This is a genomic window from Bordetella sputigena (genome assembly GCF_965137885.1).
Classification (GTDB): Bacteria; Pseudomonadota; Gammaproteobacteria; order Burkholderiales; family Burkholderiaceae_B; genus Bordetella_C; species Bordetella_C sputigena.
Genome location: NZ_CBCSCA010000004.1, coordinates 29,960 through 46,404, shown reverse-complemented (window position 1 = coordinate 46,404; position 16,445 = coordinate 29,960). Strand labels below are relative to the sequence as shown.

The following is a 16,445-nucleotide window of genomic DNA, read 5'->3' as shown; positions in this document are numbered from 1 at the left end:
CGGTGAAGCACCGGTGCCGGTGGCGGAGGCCTGGCGCGGGACGGCAACGCCGTCCCCGCCATGGCGGCCGTCACGCCATCACACCATCAGCGCCAGGCGCTGGCTTCGTCCAGGCTGCGCATGATCTCCGGCGGTAGCGTCAGATAAGCCGCCTTCACCAGATCGTCCAGCTGAGCCAGCGAGGTCGCGCTGGCGATGGGCGCGGTAATGCCGGGCTGTGCCATGGTCCAGGCCAGCGCCACCTGCGTCGCGGTGGCGCCGGTCGCTTCCGCGGCCTGGTCCAGCGCGGCCAGGATGCGGGTGCCGCGCTCGTTCAGATACGTCTCGACGATCTTCTTGCCGCGCACGCTTTTGCCGGCGTCGGCGGCCGTCCGGTACTTGCCGGACAGAAAGCCGCTGGCCAGCGCGTAGTAATTGATGGTCCCCAGCCCCTGTGCCGTTACCACCGCCTGCAGCCCGCTTTCATAAGGCTCGCGCGCGTACAGGTTGTATTCCGGCTGGATGGATTCATAGCGCGGCAGGCCGTTGCGTTCGCTGAACAGCAAGGCTTCGGACAGGCGCGCCGCCGTGTAATTGGACGCCCCGATGGCGCGGATCTTGCCCTGGTCGCGCAGTTTGCCGTAGGCGGCCAGGGTATCGGTCAGCGGCGTATCCGGGTCGTCGCGGTGGGATTGGTAGAGGTCGATGTAGTCCGTCTGCAGCCGCGCCAGCGAATCTTCCACGGCGCGCGCGATGTAGGCGGGCGACAGCCCCTGCGCCTTGGGGCCCATCTCCATGCCCACCTTGGTGGCGATGATCACTTTGTCCCGTTTGCCGGATTTGGCCAGCCACTTGCCGATGATGACTTCGGACTCTCCGCCCCGGTTGCCGGGCGCCCAGCGTGAATAGACATCCGCGGTGTCGATGAAATTCAAGCCGGCGTCGACCATGGCATCCAGGAGGGAGAATGCCTCCGCTTCGCCGACGGTCCAGCCGAAGACATTGCCGCCGAATGCCAGCGGCGGCACGGTAAGGCCGGAACGGCCCAGTTGACGTTGTTGCATGGTCAGGTCGCTCTCTCGAGGTTGTATTGCCTGTCAGACAAATGCCGGTCAGGACGTCAGAATTTTCTTCTTGTCGTTATGATTCTTTCGGCCAAGTATATCGGTCGAATGGCGGCGCGACGCACTTACCGGAAAGTTCAGGGATTTCCCCCGCGTGGCGGGCCACTACGCCAAGTTAGACTATGCACTTTCAGGGGACGGGCGGCACTTCGAAGCCCGCCACGGGCGGCCCGTCCCAGGCGCATTCCAAGGTCCAGGAGCCTGCTTATATGTCTAAGACTAAGTCCGCCGTATTCGCGATTGCCGCCGCTTTGGGGCTGGCCGCCGCGCTGCATTCCGGCGGAAACGCGCAATCCGCCCCGGCCGGGCAGAAATCGGTGGCCGTCATGGCCATCGTCGAGCATCCCGCGCTGGATGCCGTGCGCGATGGTGTCAAGGATGCGCTCAAGGCGAAAGGCTATGACGCCGGCAAGAACCTGAAATGGCAGTACCAGAGCGCGCAAGGCAACACCGGCACCGCCGCGCAGATCGCCCGCAAGTTCGTCGGCGACCGCCCCGATGCCATCGTCGCCATCGCGACGCCCGCCGCGCAGGCCGTGGTGGCCGCCACCAAGGACATCCCCGTCGTCTATGCCGCGGTGACCGACCCCGTGGGCGCGCAACTGGTGCCTTCGATGGGGCCGTCCGGCACCAACGTCACCGGGATTTCGGACGCGCTGGAACTGGACCGCCAGATCGACCTGATCCGCAAGATCGTGCCCAATGCCAAGCGCGTCGGCATGGTGTACAACCCCGGCGAGGCCAATTCCGTGGTCGTGGTCAAGCAGATGCAGGAACTGTTGCCCAAGATGGGCATGAGCCTGGTCGAAGCCGCCGCCCCGCGTACCGTCGACGTCGCCGCCGCCGCGCGCAGCCTGATCGGCAAGGTGGACGTCATCTATACCAGCACCGACAACAACGTCGTGTCGGCCTACGAGTCGCTGGTCAAGGTGGGCACCGACGCCAAGATCCCGCTGATCGCGGCGGACAACGACAGCGTCAAGCGCGGCGCGATCGCCGCGCAAGGGGTGGACTACTACCAGCTGGGACAGCAGGTCGGCGACGTCGTGGCGCGCATACTCAAGGGTGAAAAGCCGGGGGCGATTCCGTCCGCGACCGTCAACAAGGTGCAGCTGACGCTGAATCCCGCCGCGGCCCAGGCCCAGGGCGTGGCCCTGCCGGAAGCCCTGATCAAGTCGGCCGCAACGGTCATCAAGTAAGCCACGGCCGCGAAGATGTCTTTTTTCTCTTTGCTGGGCGCGCTGGAGGTCGGTCTGGTCTTCAGCCTGGTGGCCCTGGGCGTGTTGATTTCCTTTCGCCTGCTGCGTTTCCCCGACCTTACGGTCGACGGCAGTTTCCCCCTGGGCGCGGCGGTGGCCGCCACCATGATCTCGGCCGGCTTCAATCCCTTCGCCGCCACGGCTTGCGCGATCGTCGCGGGGGCCATGGCGGGCTGGGTGACGGGCTGGCTGAACGTCAAGCTGCGCATCATGGATCTGCTCGCCAGCATCCTGGTCATGATCGCGCTGTATTCGATCAACCTGCGCGTGATGGGGCGGCCCAATGTGCCGCTGATCACCGAACCCACGGTCTACACCCTGCTGCAGCCCAAGTGGCTCAGCGACTACATGGCGCGGCCGCTGATCCTGCTGGTCGTGGTGATCGTCTGCAAGCTGCTGCTGGACTGGTTCCTGTCCACGGAGCTGGGGCTGGCCCTGCGGGCGACCGGCGCCAACCCGCGCATGGCGCGCGCGCAGGGCGTCAACACCGGGCGGCTGGTCCTGGGCGGCATGGCGCTGTCCAACGCCCTGGTGGCGCTGGCCGGCGCCTTGTTCGCGCAGGCGCAGGGCGGCGCGGATATCTCGATGGGCCTGGGCACCATCGTCATCGGCCTGGCGGCCGTTATCGTCGGCGAAAGCCTGCTGCCGGCGCGGCGCATCGCCCTGGCCACGCTGGCGGTCATCCTGGGCGCCATCGTGTATCGCTTCTTCGTCACGCTGGCGCTGAACATCGACTTCATCGGCCTGCAGGCCCAGGACCTGAACCTGGTGACCGCCGTGCTGGTGACGATCGCGCTGGTGATTCCACGGCTGCGCCGGCGCCGGCGTGCGGGACAGGGGGCCTGACATGCTGACCGCCCACGATCTGCACATCACCTTCAATCCCGGCACGCCGATCGAAACCCGCGCGTTGCGCGGCCTGTCGCTGCATATCCCGACGGGCCAGTTCGTCACCGTCATCGGATCGAACGGCGCCGGCAAATCGACCTTCCTGAACGCCGTGTCGGGCGATCAGTCGGTGGATACCGGCCGCATCGAAATCGACGGCATGGACATGACCCGCCAGCCGTCCTGGAGCCGCGCCGAGTACGTCGCCCGCGTGTTCCAGGATCCCATGGCCGGTACTTGCGAGGACCTGACCATCGAGGAAAACATGGCGCTGGCGCAGGCCCGCGGCGCCCGCCGCGGCGTACGGCACGCCGTCAAGGCCGCCATGCGCGACGTTTTCCGCGAACGGCTGGCCACGCTGGGGCTGGGACTGGAAAACCGCCTGGGCGACCGCATCGGACTGCTGTCGGGCGGTCAGCGGCAGGCCGTCAGCCTGCTGATGGCGGCCCTGCGGCCTTCGCGCCTGCTGCTGCTGGACGAACACACCGCCGCGCTTGATCCGCGCACCGCCGATTTCGTGCTGGGCCTGACCGTGCGCATCGTCGCCGAAAGCCGGCTTACCACGCTGATGGTGACGCACAGCATGCGACAGGCGCTGGAAGTCGGGGATCGTACCGTCATGCTGCACCAGGGACAGGTGGTGCTCGACGTTTCCGGCGAGGAACGCAAGGGGCTGACCGTGCCGGACCTGCTGGCCATGTTCGAACGCGTGCGAGGCGAAAAGCTGGCTGACGACGCCCTGCTGCTCGGCTGATCCCATGAGCCGTTCCAGGCGCAATAAATGTGCATACGGCACCGTGGCGCTGGTGCTGCAGGGCGGCGGCGCGCTGGGCTCCTATCAGGCCGGCGTGTACGAGGGCATGCACGAGGACGGCCTGCGGCCCGATTGGGTGGCGGGCATCTCCATCGGCGCCATCAATGCCGCCATCATCGCCGGGTCGCCGGAAGGCGAACGCGTGGAGCGCCTGCGCGGCTTCTGGGAAACCATATGCCGCTCCTACGGCTATGAAGGCTTCCCATGGGGCGAATGGATGAACGGGCGGCTGGCGGCGGCCTCGGCCCTGCTGCATGGCCAGCCGGGCTTCTTCACGCCGCGCTTTCCGCCGCCGTTCTTCCAGCAAGGCATCGCGGCGACCAGCTATTACGACACGACGCCGCTGCTGGAGACGCTACGCACCTACGTCGATTTCGGTCTGCTGAACAGCGGTCCGGTGCGTGTCAGCTTCGGAGCGGTGAACGTGCGCACCGGTAATTTCTCCTATTTCGACAGCACGCAGTGCGAGCTCACGCCGCATCATGTCATGGCGTCGGGCGCCTTGCCGCCAGGTTTTCCGCCGGTGGAAATCGACGGCGAGTACTACTGGGACGGCGGCCTGGTATCGAACACCCCGCTGTATTACGTCCTGACGGGCAATCCCATGCGCGACACGCTGGTTTTCCAGGTCGATCTCTGGCCGGCGCGCGGCCCGCTGCCCGCCGATATGGACCAGGTCGAAGAACGCCGCAAGGACATCCAGTATTCCAGCCGCACCCGGCTGGTCACCGACACGCTGAAGTCGAACATCAAACTGCGCGAAGACTTGCAGCGCGTGCTGGCCCTGCTGCCGGCTGCCCGGCGCAATGCGCCCGACCTGGCCGAGATCCGCCGCGACGCGCAGATTCCGGCGATCAATGTGATCAACCTGATCTACGACAGGAAGAACTACGAGCGGCACTCCAAGGATTACGAATTCGGGACGGCGGCCATGCGCGATCACTGGGCCTCCGGCCTGGCGGATATCCGCTCGACGCTGGCGCTTCCCGGCGTGCTGGACCTGCCGCCGGAAGGCGATCATTTCGTCACGCATGACGTGCATCGTCCGTAAGTCCGCGCCGCACACTGCATGTCGCGCATTACCCGTCGGACCTTACCCTGGAGGATCCGTCCGAATTGGCATCCGATCTGGAAATGCAAGGAAATCAGAATGGTAGCTTTCGCTGCACATCGATCATCCTTCGCAATCTTGTGGAATGTCATGGAATCGTGCACCCCGACTGAAAATACGCCGCTTTCTCTGGCCCTTTGGGAGCCGGACGACGATACCCGCAATCGCACCGTCCATCTGCTCGCCCGGATGGGCTTTCACGTTCACGGCTGCCGCGACGCGGCCGGCCTGTTCCAGTGGCTGGATCTGCGCGATCCGGACCTGGTGCTGGTCGGGGCGAGCGCGCCGGTGGGCCAGGTGGTGGATGCCGTGCTGCCGCGCCTGAGCGCCCAGTACGGCGCGGGCATCCTGCTGCAGGCGCCGGACGCCGCGCAGCAGACGCGCTTGAACGCGCTACAGGCGGGCGCTCATTTGTGTCTGGATCGCCGCTACGAGGCGACCGAACTCGCCGCGCTGCTGCGGGCCCAGGCGCGGCGGGCCATTCGCGAGCGCAGGCGGTCCGTCGGTGCCGCGGGCGTTGCCGCCGCGCTGCCGCCGGCCGCGGCGATGTCCCCCGCGGCCGCCATCCCCGCCGCGCGGCCCGCGCCGACGCCGAACGCCGTGGGCCTGGTGGGTTCCGCCGACATCGCCGGCCTGCTCGGTTCCGCGCCCGGCGGCCGCACCGCGGGCTACGCGCTGCGCGGCATGGCCATGCAGAGTGGCGCGGCGGCCGCCGGCAGTGCGGCCGCGGCCGGGATCTCCCGCGCGATGGCGGCCCGCGAGCCCTGGCGGGTCTTGTACCAGGGCTGGGTGCTGGTCACGCCCGCCGGCAAGCGCATCCATTTGACGGGCACGGAGCGGGCCTGTTTCATATGCCTGCTCGATAATCCCAAGCGCGAGCTCTCGCGTTCCGCCATGAGCGAATTCATGACCGCCACCAATCTGCGTTCAGTCAATGTGGCGATCAGCCGCCTGCGCAAAAAAGTCCAGGAAAGCGGCGAAAGGCTGCCCTTGCATACCGTGCATGGGATGGGCTATGTGTTCGTCGGGGAATTGGCGACGCAGGAATAGCCGGGCGTGGCCGGCGGCGCCGCGCGATAATATTGAGCTGTTCCGTTCCGGCCGCCCTGCATCGATGGGTGGTGCGCCGGAACCCAGACGACACGCGACGCGATGATAGACCTAGGCGTAAATATCGACCACGTAGCTACCCTGCGCCAGCAGCGGCACACCGACTATCCCGACCCCGTCGAAGCGGCGCTGCGCGCCGAGGACGCCGGTGCTGACGTGATTACCCTGCATCTGCGGGAAGATAGACGGCATATCCAGGACGCCGACGTACGGCGCCTGCGGCCGTTGCTGCGCACCCGCATGAACCTGGAATGCGCGGTGACGCGGGAAATGCTGGACATCGCCTGCGACGTACGCCCGCAGGATGTCTGCCTGGTTCCTGAGAAGCGCGCCGAACTGACCACCGAAGGCGGCCTGGACGTGGCGGGTGGGCTGGCGGCCGTCACCGCCGCGGTATCGCAGCTGCACGAGGCCGGCATCCGGGTGTCGTTGTTCATCGATCCCGACGCCGGGCAGATCGCTGCCGCCGCGCGCAGCGGAGCCCGCGTGATCGAGCTGCACACCGGCGCGTACGCGGAAGCCGCCGGCGACGCCGCGCTGCCGGAACTGGAACGCATCCGGCGCGCCGTGGCCGAAGGGCTGCGCCACGGCCTGCAGGTCAACGCGGGTCATGGACTGCACTACGGCAACGTCCAGCCCATTGCCGCGCTGGCCGGCATCGCGGAATTGAACATCGGTCACGCCATCGTGGCGCGCGCGGTCTTCGACGGCTGGGAAAAAGCGGTACGCGATATGAAGGCCCTGATGGTACAGGCCCGCGTACAGGCTCGCGCCTGAGCGGCGGCGAGTCGACAGCGAACGTATCCGGATTCCCGCTGATGCAACCGGCATACCCTACATCCGTCCCTTCGGGCAACCCATCCGGCGCGGCGTCGGCCATCGCCGGCATCGGCCTGGACCTGATCCGCATCGACCGCATCGAACGGGCGCTGCAGCGCCACGGCGACCGTTTCGCCGAAAAGGTGCTGGGCGAACAGGAGCTGGCCAAATTCCATGCACGGCGCGCGCGCGATCCACGCCGCGGCGTGCGTTTTCTGGCCACCCGTTTCGCCGTCAAGGAAGCCTTTTCCAAGGCCATCGGCCTGGGCATGCGCATGCCCATGGCATGGCGGCGGGTGCAGACGCTGAACGCGCCCGGCGGACGTCCCGTTCTGGTACTGTCGCCTGAATTGCTGGCCTGGTACGAGCCCCGCTTCGGCGCGGCACACGTATCGCTGACCGACGAAACCGACATGGCGGCCGCTTATGTGGTCGTCGAGCGGCGGGCGGGGTGATGCATCGTCCCGTCCAGGCCGTCGAATGGCCGCGCGGATGACCCGCCGCGCCCGCGTCGAACGCGCGGCGCCCAAAGGACACACAGGGCGGCGTTTGCCCGGGCGTTTTGCCGGGGTGATCCGTCCCGGCGTTTGCCACCCAAGCCGGCGCGGCGCGCCGGATCCAGACTAGAGATCGACATGCCACGTGAAAAGAACAAATCCAGGAACAAATCGCTGCCGCCCGGCCCCGTCATGGTGGACGTCGCCGGCCCGGTGCTGACCAAGGAAGAAAAAAAGCGCCTGCGCCATCCCCTGGTGGGCGGCGTCATCCTGTTCGCGCGCAACTTCCAGGACAGGGAGACCCTGTGCGAGCTGACCGCCCGCATCCGCAAGGCCCGGGACGAACCGCTGCTGATCGCCGTCGACCATGAGGGCGGACGGGTGCAGCGTTTCCGTTCCGATGGCTTTACGCCTCTGCCGGCGATGCGCGGCCTGGGACGCGTATGGGATCGCGATCCCTTGCTGGCGATGCGCCTGGCCACGGAGACCGGCTACGTGCTGGCGGCTGAGCTGCGCGCCTGCGGCGTGGACCTGAGCTTTACACCGGTGCTGGACCTGGACTATGGCGTCAGCAAGGTCATCGGCGATCGCGCTTTCCATCGCGATTCGCGCGTGGTGGCCATGCTGGCGCGCGCGCTCATCCAGGGGCTGGCCCTGGCCGGAATGGCGGCCTGCGGCAAGCATTTTCCCGGGCATGGTTTCGTCAGCGCGGATTCGCACCACGAAATTCCCGTGGATCCGCGCAGCCTGGAGCGCGTGATGCGCGAAGACTCCGCGCCTTACGGCTGGCTGGGCGACCTGGTGCTGCCGTCCGTCATGCCGGCCCATGTCATCTATCCCAAGGTGGACGACAAGCCCGCCGGTTTTTCGCGGCGCTGGATCCAGGATATCCTGCGCGCCCGCATGGGCTACGATGGCGTGGTGTTCTCCGATGACCTGACCATGGAAGGGGCTTCGGTAGCCGGCGATATCCTGGCGCGGGCCAATGCCGCGCTGGGCGCGGGATGCGATATGGTGCTGGTGTGCAACAGGCCGGACCTGGCCGATGAATTGCTGGCGCGCCTGGACCACCGGTCCGAACCTGAATCCGTCGAACGCATCCGCCGCCTGATGCCGCGCTACCCGTCCGTGTCCTGGGATGATCTCCAGGCCGATCGCCGTTACCAGCATGCCCGAAGTCTTCAATCTCAAATCGTTTCTGGCTGACCTGCCGCATCTGCCGGGCGTGTACCGGCACATCGATGCGAACGGCGAAGTCATGTATGTGGGCAAGGCGCGCGACCTGAAGAAGCGCGTGTCTTCCTATTTCCAGAAAACGCTGACCAGTCCGCGCATCGCGCAGATGGTGGCCAAGGTCGCGCAGGTGGAGGTCACCGTCACGCGGTCCGAAGCCGAGGCCCTGATCCTGGAAAACAACCTGATCAAGAGCCTGCGGCCGCGCTACAACATCCTGTTCCGCGACGACAAGTCCTATCCCTACCTGCTCATTACCGCGCATGACTGGCCGCGCATCGCGTATTACCGCGGGTCGACCAACAAGCCCGGCCAGTTCTTCGGGCCGTTCCCCAATGCCTGGGCGGTGCGCGAGACCATCCAGATCCTGCAGAAGGTGTTCCGGCTGCGTACCTGCGAGGACACCGTCTTCGCCAACCGCTCGCGCCCCTGTCTGCTGCATCAGATCGGCCGCTGTTCGGCGCCCTGCGTGGGCGCCGTGCAGTCGCAGGACTATGCCAACGACGTGGCGCGCGCCGGGCGTTTCCTGAACGGCCAGGCCAAGGAGGTCATGCAGGATATCGAGGCCCGCATGCTGCGCGCGTCCGAGGCCCTGGAGTTCGAAACCGCCGCCGCGCTGCGCGACCAGATGGGCTCGCTGGCGCGGGTGCTGCACCAGCAGACCATGGAGGACATGGGCGGCGAGGATTGCGACATCATCGCCGTGGCCGTCGCCGGCGGCCGCGTTTGCGTGAACCTGGCCATGGTGCGCGGCGGCCGCCATCTGGGCGACAAGCCTTTCTTTCCCACGCATGCGGAAGGCGAATCGGCGCCCGACGTGCTGGAAGCCTTCGTCGGCCAACACTACACGGACAATCCGCTGCCGCCTATCCTGGTCTGTTCGCATCCCTTGCCGGACGATGAGCTGATCGGCCTGCTCGCGGAGCAGGCCAGGACGCGCAGCCGCGTGTTGACGCGGCCGCAGGGGGTGCGCCGTTCCTGGCTGGAGCAGGCCACCCGCAACGCCGAGATGGCCCTGGCGCGGGCCTTGACCGAGTCCGGCGCGCGCGCCGCGCGTACCTTGGCGTTGGCCGAAACCCTGGATCTGGATACCGATGAGGCGGCGCTGGATGGCCTGCGCATCGAGTGCTTCGACATCAGCCACACGGCGGGCGAGGCCACGCAGGCCTCCTGCGTGGTATTCGAACATCACGAGATGCAGCCATCGCTGTACCGGCGCTACAACATCGCCGGCATTACCCCGGGCGACGATTATGCGGCCATGCGCCAGGTATTGACGCGCCGCTTCGCCAAGGTCGCCGATGGCGAAGCGCCCCTGCCGGGATTGGTGCTCATCGACGGCGGCAAGGGCCAGGTCGAGGTCGCCCGCCAGGTTTTCGCCGAGCTGGGCCTGGACGTGCACGTGCTGGTCGGGGTCGCCAAGGGGGAGGGCCGCAAGGTAGGCCTGGAAACCCTGGTCTTCGCCGACGACCGCGCGCCGGTGGCCCTGGGGCCGGAGTCGGCGGCCTTGATGCTGATCGCGCAGATACGCGATGAAGCCCACCGCTTCGCCATCACCGGCATGCGGGCGCGGCGCGCCAAGACCCGCAACGTGTCGCGGCTGGAAGAAATCGAGGGCGTCGGCGCCCGGCGCCGCCAGCGCCTGCTGGCGCGGTTTGGCGGGTTTTCCGGAGTGTCCCGAGCCAGTATCGAGGATCTGGCGTCGGTGGACGGCATTTCCCAGGAGCTGGCGGAGCGTATCTACGACGCCCTGCATTAGCGGATGACAGCCGGGTTGCGCGGGGCTGTTGTAGCATACGCTTCATCATGCCTATTAACGTTCCCATAATCCTGACGTGGCTGCGTATCGCCATGATCCCGCTGGTCGTCGGGCTGTTCTACCTGCCTGCCAGCTGGCTGGCGGAATCCCACCGGGACATGTTCGCGGCCGCGGCATTCATCATCGCGGCGCTGACCGATTGGTTCGATGGCTGGCTGGCCCGCAAATGGAACCAGACCTCGGCCTTCGGCGCCTTCCTGGATCCCGTGGCCGATAAGCTGATGGTCAGCGCGGCGCTGATCGTGCTGCTGTACCTGGGACGGGTGGACGCCTACATATCGCTGATCATCATCGGCCGGGAAATCACCATTTCCGCCCTGCGCGAATGGATGGCGAAAATAGGCGCCAGCGCGAGCGTCGCGGTCCATCGCCTGGGCAAGTTCAAGACGGCGGCGCAGATGGTCGCGATTCCCTGCCTGCTGTACTACCAGCCCATACATGGCATTAGCACCCGGGTGCTGGGCAATATCCTGATCTTCATCGCCGCGATCCTGACGGTGTGGTCGATGCTGTACTACCTGCAGCGCGCCTGGCCGGCCATCCGCGAAAAAAGCCTATGACCATCCGATCCGTTTCCGCGATCCCGCTGTCCATGCCGTTCGACATCGGCGGGCCCAAGCCGATGCTGGCGGGCAAGCCGCGGGAAATGGAGATGCTGCTTATCCGCGTCGAAACGGACCAGGGCCTGGTGGGTTGGGGCGAGGCCTTCGGCTTCGCCGTCTGGCCGGCCACCAAGGCGGCCATCGAGGCGCTGGTCGCGCCCATGGCCGTGGGCCGCGACGAAGCCGATATTGCCGGCCTGATGAACGACCTGTCGCGCAAGTTCCACTTGCTGGGCCGCTCCGGCCCGGTCATGTATGCCTTGTCGGGCCTGGACATCGCTTTGTGGGATCTGGCCGGCAAGACCGCCAGCAAGCCGGTCGCCGAATTGCTGGGCGGACAGCGGCGCGCCAGCGTGCCGGCCTATGCCAGCCTGATGCGCTATACCGATCCCGACCTCGTGGCGCGCAATTCCGCCCGCGCGGTGGCGGAAGGCTATACCACCATCAAGCTGCATGAAATCGGTGTCGAACAGGTTCGCCGCGCGCGCGAAGCCATCGGCGCCGGCATCAGGCTGACGGTGGATACGAACTGTCCGTGGACCGCCGAGCAGGCGATCTCCATGGCGCGCCAGATGAAGGACCTGGACCTGCACTGGCTGGAAGAGCCCGTGTTCCCGCCGGAGGACCATGCGAGCCTGGCGCGCGTGCGCCGCGAGGCGCCCGTGCCGACCGCCGCCGGGGAAAACGCCGCGGGCTATCTGGAATTCAAGGCCATGTTCGAAGCCGGCGCGGTCGATTACGCCCAACCCAGCGCGACCAAGGTCGGCGGGATATCCGAACTGATGCGTATTGCCGCGCTGGCGCGGGAGTACGGCGTCAAGCTGGCGCCGCATTCCCCCTACGTCGGCCCCGGCCTGCTGGCCACCGTCCACGTACTGGCCGCCCTGGAAGAAGAAATCGAGCTGGAATACTGCTACTGCACCATAGACGTGAACCCGCTGGGCGATGCGGTACAGGCGTCGGACGCTCGGGTGGCGGTGCCCACGGGGCCCGGCCTGGGGCGCGATCCGGACATGGCGCTGGTGGAGAAGTGCGCCGTCCGCTGATGTCGCGCGGGCGCTTAGGCCCGTGATGTCGTCACGCGCATCGGCAAGCGGGCAACTGGCATTCGATGACGGCGGGGACGGTGCCTGCCGGCCGTGGCGCGTGCACTGTCCGCCAGCTGGACAGTGCGTCGCCTCGATCTTGCATGCAAGGCCGTAAGCGCCAACACTCGTCGACGACAAATCCAACAAGCCATCAGGAGACATCATGGCATTCACCACCTGGGCCAGGCGTTGCGCGCCGGCCGTCCTGTCCACCCTGGCATTGCTTGCCGTCCCCGTCGGCGCCGCGCTGGCGCAGGGCAGTTACGTGCGTCTGGTCGTGGCATTTCCGGCCGGCGGTCCTTCCGACCTGATGGCGCGGGTGATCAGCGAGCAGTTGGGCAAGGAGTTGAAGCAGAACGTCGTCGTGGAGAACCGTCCCGGCGGCAATGGCGCCGTGGCCGCGCAGTATGTGCTGCATGAGCCCGCGGATGGCAAAACCCTGTGGATCACCACCGCGGGCGCGATCACCATCAATCCCTCGCTGTATCCCAAGCTGGCCTATAACGTAAAGGATTTCGCGCCGGTGTCGCTGGTGGTCAACACGCCGGAAATGCTGGTCGTGAACCCCAAGAACCCGGCCAAGGACGCCAAGGAGTTCGTCGCCAATGCGCGCAAGGGCGGGCAAGTGAATTTCGCCTCGTCCGGCATCGGCAGCATGCCCCACATGGCCATCGCGCTGTTGACGGAAAAGACCAAGGTGCAGTTCCTGCACGTACCCGAAAAAGGCGCCGCGCCGGCGATCTCCGACCTGATGGGCGGCCATGTGGACGCATTCGTGGGCGATGTGCCGGGCATTCAGGCGCTGGTCAAGTCCGGGGGGCTGAAGGGCCTGGCGATCGCGTCACCCAAGCGCAGCCAGCTGTTCCCCAACATTCCGACATTCGAGGAGGAGGGGATACCGGGCATGGACCTGCTGAACAATTGGAGCGGCATCTATGTGTCCGCCAAGACGCCAGCGGCCACGATCGATCAGATCAACCAGGCGATCCGCCGGACGGTGGCGGACCCCACCGTGGCGGCCAAGCTGCGCGAGCTGGGCGTGGAACCCCAGGCCACCAGCCCCGCCGAACTGGCGGCGCTGGCCGAACGGGACAGCGTGCAATGGGCGCGCATCATCAAGGCCAACAATATCCAGCCGGAGTAAGCGGCCCTGGTCGGGATCCTATCGTGAAGCCGCATGGCGGGCGGCGCATGCGCGCACGCCATGCGGCTTCACGTATTTTGGTTCATGATCTCGCGCGCGATCTTGTTTCCCAGCTTCTGGCCCACATACGCGACCGGCGAGAGTGCCAGTTCCACGAACTCGTTCGTCAATGATTTGCTGCCTTCGAGGGCCGCCTTGAGGGCATAGGCGGCGGGCGGCGTGAAGGCGAGCTCCCTGACGGTATTGGCCGCGTACCGCGCGAACTTGGCTGACGCCTTGCAGGCGCCGCTGGGTGGGGCCGGATTCAGCTGCGCGGCATGGTGGATGACGATGTCCTTTGGCACGACATAATGCGCGAAGGCATCCCGGGCCACCCCGGCCGCATCCTGTTTTGCCTTGCACGCCAGGGGCAGCGGGCAATCCGACGAGGGGACAGCGGGCGGGAGACTTCCTATGGTCATCGTTCTGTTCCTATAAGCGGTATGTCGACAAGGATGCGGCATAAGCATCCCGGTCTGAGGAACCCGGGCGATGGAACCGATCCTGCCAATAGCGGTTCATTCGTCCTGGAATCACGACGGTGCGCGTTTTTCGGCCGGCTGCCAAGGAACCGCGCCAGTCTCAAGCCGGCAGGTCGCCGATGCGGGGATGGACAGCGCGACGGCGCCGAGATTCGCGGACGCATTCACCGCTTTTGGCCAAGATCAATTCCAGCGCCCGGTTCCTCAGCCCCCGATGCCTTTCCGAGGCATCTGTTTTGATCTATCACCTGTTGGGACTGAAATGGACATTATCAAATCCGCCGCTTTTGTCATCGGGTTCGGCGCCGTACCTGCGATGGTCGACGCCATCGGCGACGCGATGAGCGGCAAGCCGGAAAACAGCGCCGGGCGCTGCGGAAACGGCAATACGGCAGCCGATGCGTTCGCGAACTACAACGCCACGGAAGATGCCGGTTCGGCCAGCTTCGTCGACCAAGTGGCGAATGGCATGGGAATCGGCGCCAAGATGGTCGCCGACGTCTTCATCCCCGGGGCGACGCTCTTGGCCAAGGACGCCCGCACCGCCATTGACGCGCTCGTGCCAGGGGACAGCTCCACGGCAACCAAGGGGCTGGCCATCGCCGCCTTCGGGCCAGGCACGGCGAACCTGATTGCCCGCCTCGATGCCGTACGGGCCTGATACGGGCGGCCAGTAACGCCATTCTGGGGAAGCTGGCCGTCCTTGCGCACCGCCTTGCCACCTTATTTATTACTGCGTGGCGGTGCGCATATCCCCCGGGGGAGCAGGCCAGGGCGCGTATCGCTATCCTCGAATGCTATGCGCGCTGGTTGACCCGCTGCCTGACGTCCAGTATTTCCCGATACAGCTTGGCTTCCCGTGCCGATATCCAGTCAGCCAGTGGGTGGCCCCTGTCCGCACGCCGCGCCGGGCTCTGCTGCCGCGCGTCGACCTGCACGGGGTTCAGCCCCGTTGGCCGCCGGGGCCTTCCGGTGGATAACGCGACAGGGTCCGCCGCCGTATTGTTCGCAGGCTTGGTGCCGGGTGGCCCGGCAATGCCTTCCTTGATGCTCTGATAGAGGCATTTTGCCCTGTCGTATAGCCCGCTCATGGGCAAGGCCAGGTCGAGCGCGCGGTTCAGCGTGAAGTCGAATATCTGTTCCGCCGCGCCGAGCTTTTCCGAGGGTGGCGCCACCGGCGGGTTATAGCCGGCAAATGCCGCGGCGGCCGTGTTGTCCTTGGACTGTTCCATCGACCCGCCGGCATGCCGGCGCCCGCGGCCGTAAGCGTCCGCATTCGTCTCTGGCTGGTGTGCCGGGACAGTGAAGTCCATCGGCGCATAGGCCGCGGACGCGGTGTTTTCGATACTCATTGTGTAGTTCCTTTCAGCAAGCTTTGTAAGAAATGACGCCCTGGCGGGCGCCAGCTTGCTGGGGAACTTCGCCGTGCGAACCGATCCTGCTCGTCCCGGTTAATCGGTTCGCGACTGGCAATGGAACGGGGCGGGACAGCGCGCTATTGCCGGGCGCTGCGTACGCCAGTGGCGGGGCCGGCCCAGCCTGGCGTGGCGCGCCACGGGTTGATGTCCAGGCCGCCGCGGCGCGTATAGCGCGCATATACCGACAGTCGTGATGGGCGGCAGGCCGCCATCAGGTCGGTGAAGATGCGCTCCACGCAGTGTTCATGGAATTCCGCGTGCTGGCGAAAGGACACGATGTAGGCGAGCAGGGCGGCGCGGTCCAGCTTGGGACCCTGATAGCGGATCTGCACGCTACCCCAGTCAGGCTGGCTGGTGACGGGGCAGTTCGACTTCAGCAGGTCGGAAGTCAAGGTTTCTTCGACGACCGGCGCGCCAGATTCGCAGCGCAATAGATCCGGCGCCGGCGTATAGGCTTCGATGGCGATATCCAGGTCATCCAGCGTTTCGCCAGGCAGCTCGGTGATGCTTTCGTCGCGGAACTCGTGGGGCGCGATCAAGGCCAGGCGCACCGGGCCCCCGGCCGCGTTGCTTACATCGCGCTGGACGCGCTCCATGTACGCTTGCGCGTCGGGCAAGCGGGTCTGGTTCAGCGAATTCAGGTACAGCTTGAACGACTTCGATTCGATGATGCGCGGCGTATCGGCCGGCACAGTGAATCGGCCGATGGCGACCTGCGGCTTGCCCTTGGCGTTCAGCCACGACAGTTCATACGCATTCCATATGTCGGCGCCATGGAAAGGCAGCGGCGCGGCCACGCCGATCGCCGCGCGATTGGCGGAACGTTCGATGGGAAACAACAGGCTGGCGTCGTACTGGCTGGGGTAGGGCGTGTCGTGTCCCAGCGGGGCATGGTCTAGGTTCATGGAGGGGAAATGCGGCAAGGCGTCGAAACACGGCTATTTTAGGCCGGCGCGGCGCCAGGCGCCGCGCCCGCGCGCGACACATTCGCGGACCGGTATCAACGCCTGGCGTGCCCG

Annotated in this window: 17 protein-coding genes; 13 read left to right on the top strand and 4 right to left on the bottom strand. The window is 66.3% G+C overall.

Annotated elements, in window-relative coordinates:
- Positions 1-86: 86 nt before the first annotated feature.
- On the bottom strand, positions 87-1,043 hold the full coding sequence (locus tag ACNA0R_RS08845; RefSeq protein ID WP_415825606.1) for an aldo/keto reductase: 957 nt from the start codon (positions 1,041-1,043) through the stop codon (positions 87-89).
- 269 nt (positions 1,044-1,312) lie between these two features.
- Here ACNA0R_RS08845 and ACNA0R_RS08840 point away from each other — a divergent pair, with 269 nt between their 5' ends.
- From ACNA0R_RS08840 to ACNA0R_RS08785, 12 genes are all read left to right on the top strand, one after another.
- Positions 1,313-2,302, top strand: coding sequence for an ABC transporter substrate-binding protein (locus tag ACNA0R_RS08840; protein WP_415825605.1), 990 nt, complete (start codon positions 1,313-1,315; stop codon positions 2,300-2,302).
- A 15-nt stretch (positions 2,303-2,317) separates the two neighbouring features.
- Positions 2,318-3,208 (top strand): ABC transporter permease, encoded by an 891-nt coding sequence (locus ACNA0R_RS08835; protein WP_415825604.1) that lies wholly within the window; start codon positions 2,318-2,320, stop codon positions 3,206-3,208.
- 1 nt (position 3,209) lies between these two features.
- On the top strand, positions 3,210-4,004 hold the full coding sequence (locus ACNA0R_RS08830) for an ABC transporter ATP-binding protein (RefSeq protein WP_415825603.1): 795 nt from the start codon (positions 3,210-3,212) through the stop codon (positions 4,002-4,004).
- Between the two features lie 4 nt (positions 4,005-4,008).
- Positions 4,009-5,115 carry a patatin-like phospholipase family protein gene (locus ACNA0R_RS08825; RefSeq protein ID WP_415825602.1) on the top strand — a complete coding sequence of 369 codons (1,107 nt, stop codon included), beginning with the start codon at positions 4,009-4,011 and terminating at the stop codon, positions 5,113-5,115.
- Between the two features lie 150 nt (positions 5,116-5,265).
- The gene (locus ACNA0R_RS08820; RefSeq protein WP_415825601.1) at positions 5,266-6,225 is read left to right on the top strand and encodes a winged helix-turn-helix domain-containing protein; all 960 of its coding nucleotides are present in this window, start codon (positions 5,266-5,268) and stop codon (positions 6,223-6,225) included.
- Between the two features lie 102 nt (positions 6,226-6,327).
- Positions 6,328-7,062, top strand: a complete 735-nt coding sequence (locus ACNA0R_RS08815) for a pyridoxine 5'-phosphate synthase (protein WP_415825600.1) — start codon at positions 6,328-6,330, stop codon at positions 7,060-7,062.
- A 41-nt stretch (positions 7,063-7,103) separates the two neighbouring features.
- On the top strand, positions 7,104-7,559 hold the full coding sequence (gene acpS, locus ACNA0R_RS08810) for a holo-ACP synthase (RefSeq protein WP_415825599.1): 456 nt from the start codon (positions 7,104-7,106) through the stop codon (positions 7,557-7,559).
- A gap of 180 nt (positions 7,560-7,739) precedes the next feature.
- Positions 7,740-8,807 carry a beta-N-acetylhexosaminidase gene (gene nagZ / locus ACNA0R_RS08805; protein ID WP_415825598.1) on the top strand — a complete coding sequence of 356 codons (1,068 nt, stop codon included), beginning with the start codon at positions 7,740-7,742 and terminating at the stop codon, positions 8,805-8,807.
- The gene (gene uvrC / locus ACNA0R_RS08800) at positions 8,770-10,593 is read left to right on the top strand and encodes an excinuclease ABC subunit UvrC (RefSeq protein WP_415825597.1); all 1,824 of its coding nucleotides are present in this window, start codon (positions 8,770-8,772) and stop codon (positions 10,591-10,593) included. The genes nagZ and uvrC overlap by 38 nt, the downstream gene beginning before the upstream one ends.
- Before the next feature lie 47 nt (positions 10,594-10,640).
- The gene (pgsA, locus tag ACNA0R_RS08795; RefSeq protein ID WP_415825596.1) at positions 10,641-11,213 is read left to right on the top strand and encodes a CDP-diacylglycerol--glycerol-3-phosphate 3-phosphatidyltransferase; all 573 of its coding nucleotides are present in this window, start codon (positions 10,641-10,643) and stop codon (positions 11,211-11,213) included.
- Positions 11,210-12,301, top strand: coding sequence for a mandelate racemase/muconate lactonizing enzyme family protein (locus ACNA0R_RS08790; protein ID WP_415825595.1), 1,092 nt, complete (start codon positions 11,210-11,212; stop codon positions 12,299-12,301). Before pgsA ends, ACNA0R_RS08790 begins: the two co-directional genes overlap by 4 nt.
- 205 nt (positions 12,302-12,506) lie before the next feature.
- Entirely contained in the window at positions 12,507-13,487 is a 981-nt protein-coding gene (locus ACNA0R_RS08785; RefSeq protein ID WP_415825594.1) for a Bug family tripartite tricarboxylate transporter substrate binding protein, read from the top strand.
- A 68-nt stretch (positions 13,488-13,555) separates the two neighbouring features.
- Here the strand turns inward: ACNA0R_RS08785 and ACNA0R_RS08780 are convergent, their stop codons facing one another.
- A complete protein-coding gene (locus ACNA0R_RS08780; protein WP_415825593.1) occupies positions 13,556-13,948 on the bottom strand; it encodes a hypothetical protein in 393 nt (130 codons plus the stop codon).
- 70 nt (positions 13,949-14,018) lie between these two features.
- On the opposite strand from ACNA0R_RS08780, the gene ACNA0R_RS08775 reads away from it, so the two are divergent.
- A complete protein-coding gene (locus ACNA0R_RS08775) occupies positions 14,019-14,669 on the top strand; it encodes a hypothetical protein (RefSeq protein ID WP_415825592.1) in 651 nt (216 codons plus the stop codon).
- A 136-nt stretch (positions 14,670-14,805) separates the two neighbouring features.
- Here the strand turns inward: ACNA0R_RS08775 and ACNA0R_RS08770 are convergent, their stop codons facing one another.
- On the bottom strand, positions 14,806-15,360 hold the full coding sequence (locus ACNA0R_RS08770; protein ID WP_415825591.1) for a hypothetical protein: 555 nt from the start codon (positions 15,358-15,360) through the stop codon (positions 14,806-14,808).
- 143 nt (positions 15,361-15,503) lie between these two features.
- Positions 15,504-16,331 (bottom strand): NADPH-dependent 7-cyano-7-deazaguanine reductase QueF, encoded by an 828-nt coding sequence (gene queF / locus ACNA0R_RS08765; RefSeq protein WP_415825590.1) that lies wholly within the window; start codon positions 16,329-16,331, stop codon positions 15,504-15,506.
- Between the last annotated feature and the right edge of the window lie 114 nt (positions 16,332-16,445).

Excerpts from the sequence above, each read along its gene's own strand:
- ACNA0R_RS08845 (WP_415825606.1), bottom strand. The coding sequence starts at position 1,043 with ATGCAACAACGTCAACTGGGCCGTTCCGGCCTTACCGTGCCGCCGCTG.
- ACNA0R_RS08840 (WP_415825605.1), top strand. The coding sequence starts at position 1,313 with ATGTCTAAGACTAAGTCCGCCGTATTCGCGATTGCCGCCGCTTTGGGG.
- ACNA0R_RS08835 (WP_415825604.1), top strand. The coding sequence starts at position 2,318 with ATGTCTTTTTTCTCTTTGCTGGGCGCGCTGGAGGTCGGTCTGGTCTTC.
- ACNA0R_RS08830 (WP_415825603.1), top strand. The coding sequence starts at position 3,210 with ATGCTGACCGCCCACGATCTGCACATCACCTTCAATCCCGGCACGCCG.
- ACNA0R_RS08825 (WP_415825602.1), top strand. The coding sequence starts at position 4,009 with ATGAGCCGTTCCAGGCGCAATAAATGTGCATACGGCACCGTGGCGCTG.
- ACNA0R_RS08820 (WP_415825601.1), top strand. The coding sequence starts at position 5,266 with ATGGAATCGTGCACCCCGACTGAAAATACGCCGCTTTCTCTGGCCCTT.
- ACNA0R_RS08815 (WP_415825600.1), top strand. The coding sequence starts at position 6,328 with ATGATAGACCTAGGCGTAAATATCGACCACGTAGCTACCCTGCGCCAG.
- acpS (WP_415825599.1), top strand. The coding sequence starts at position 7,104 with ATGCAACCGGCATACCCTACATCCGTCCCTTCGGGCAACCCATCCGGC.
- nagZ (WP_415825598.1), top strand. The coding sequence starts at position 7,740 with ATGCCACGTGAAAAGAACAAATCCAGGAACAAATCGCTGCCGCCCGGC.
- uvrC (WP_415825597.1), top strand. The coding sequence starts at position 8,770 with ATGCCCGAAGTCTTCAATCTCAAATCGTTTCTGGCTGACCTGCCGCAT.
- pgsA (WP_415825596.1), top strand. The coding sequence starts at position 10,641 with ATGCCTATTAACGTTCCCATAATCCTGACGTGGCTGCGTATCGCCATG.
- ACNA0R_RS08790 (WP_415825595.1), top strand. The coding sequence starts at position 11,210 with ATGACCATCCGATCCGTTTCCGCGATCCCGCTGTCCATGCCGTTCGAC.
- ACNA0R_RS08785 (WP_415825594.1), top strand. The coding sequence starts at position 12,507 with ATGGCATTCACCACCTGGGCCAGGCGTTGCGCGCCGGCCGTCCTGTCC.
- ACNA0R_RS08780 (WP_415825593.1), bottom strand. The coding sequence starts at position 13,948 with ATGACCATAGGAAGTCTCCCGCCCGCTGTCCCCTCGTCGGATTGCCCG.
- ACNA0R_RS08775 (WP_415825592.1), top strand. The coding sequence starts at position 14,019 with ATGGAACCGATCCTGCCAATAGCGGTTCATTCGTCCTGGAATCACGAC.
- ACNA0R_RS08770 (WP_415825591.1), bottom strand. The coding sequence starts at position 15,360 with ATGAGTATCGAAAACACCGCGTCCGCGGCCTATGCGCCGATGGACTTC.
- queF (WP_415825590.1), bottom strand. The coding sequence starts at position 16,331 with ATGAACCTAGACCATGCCCCGCTGGGACACGACACGCCCTACCCCAGC.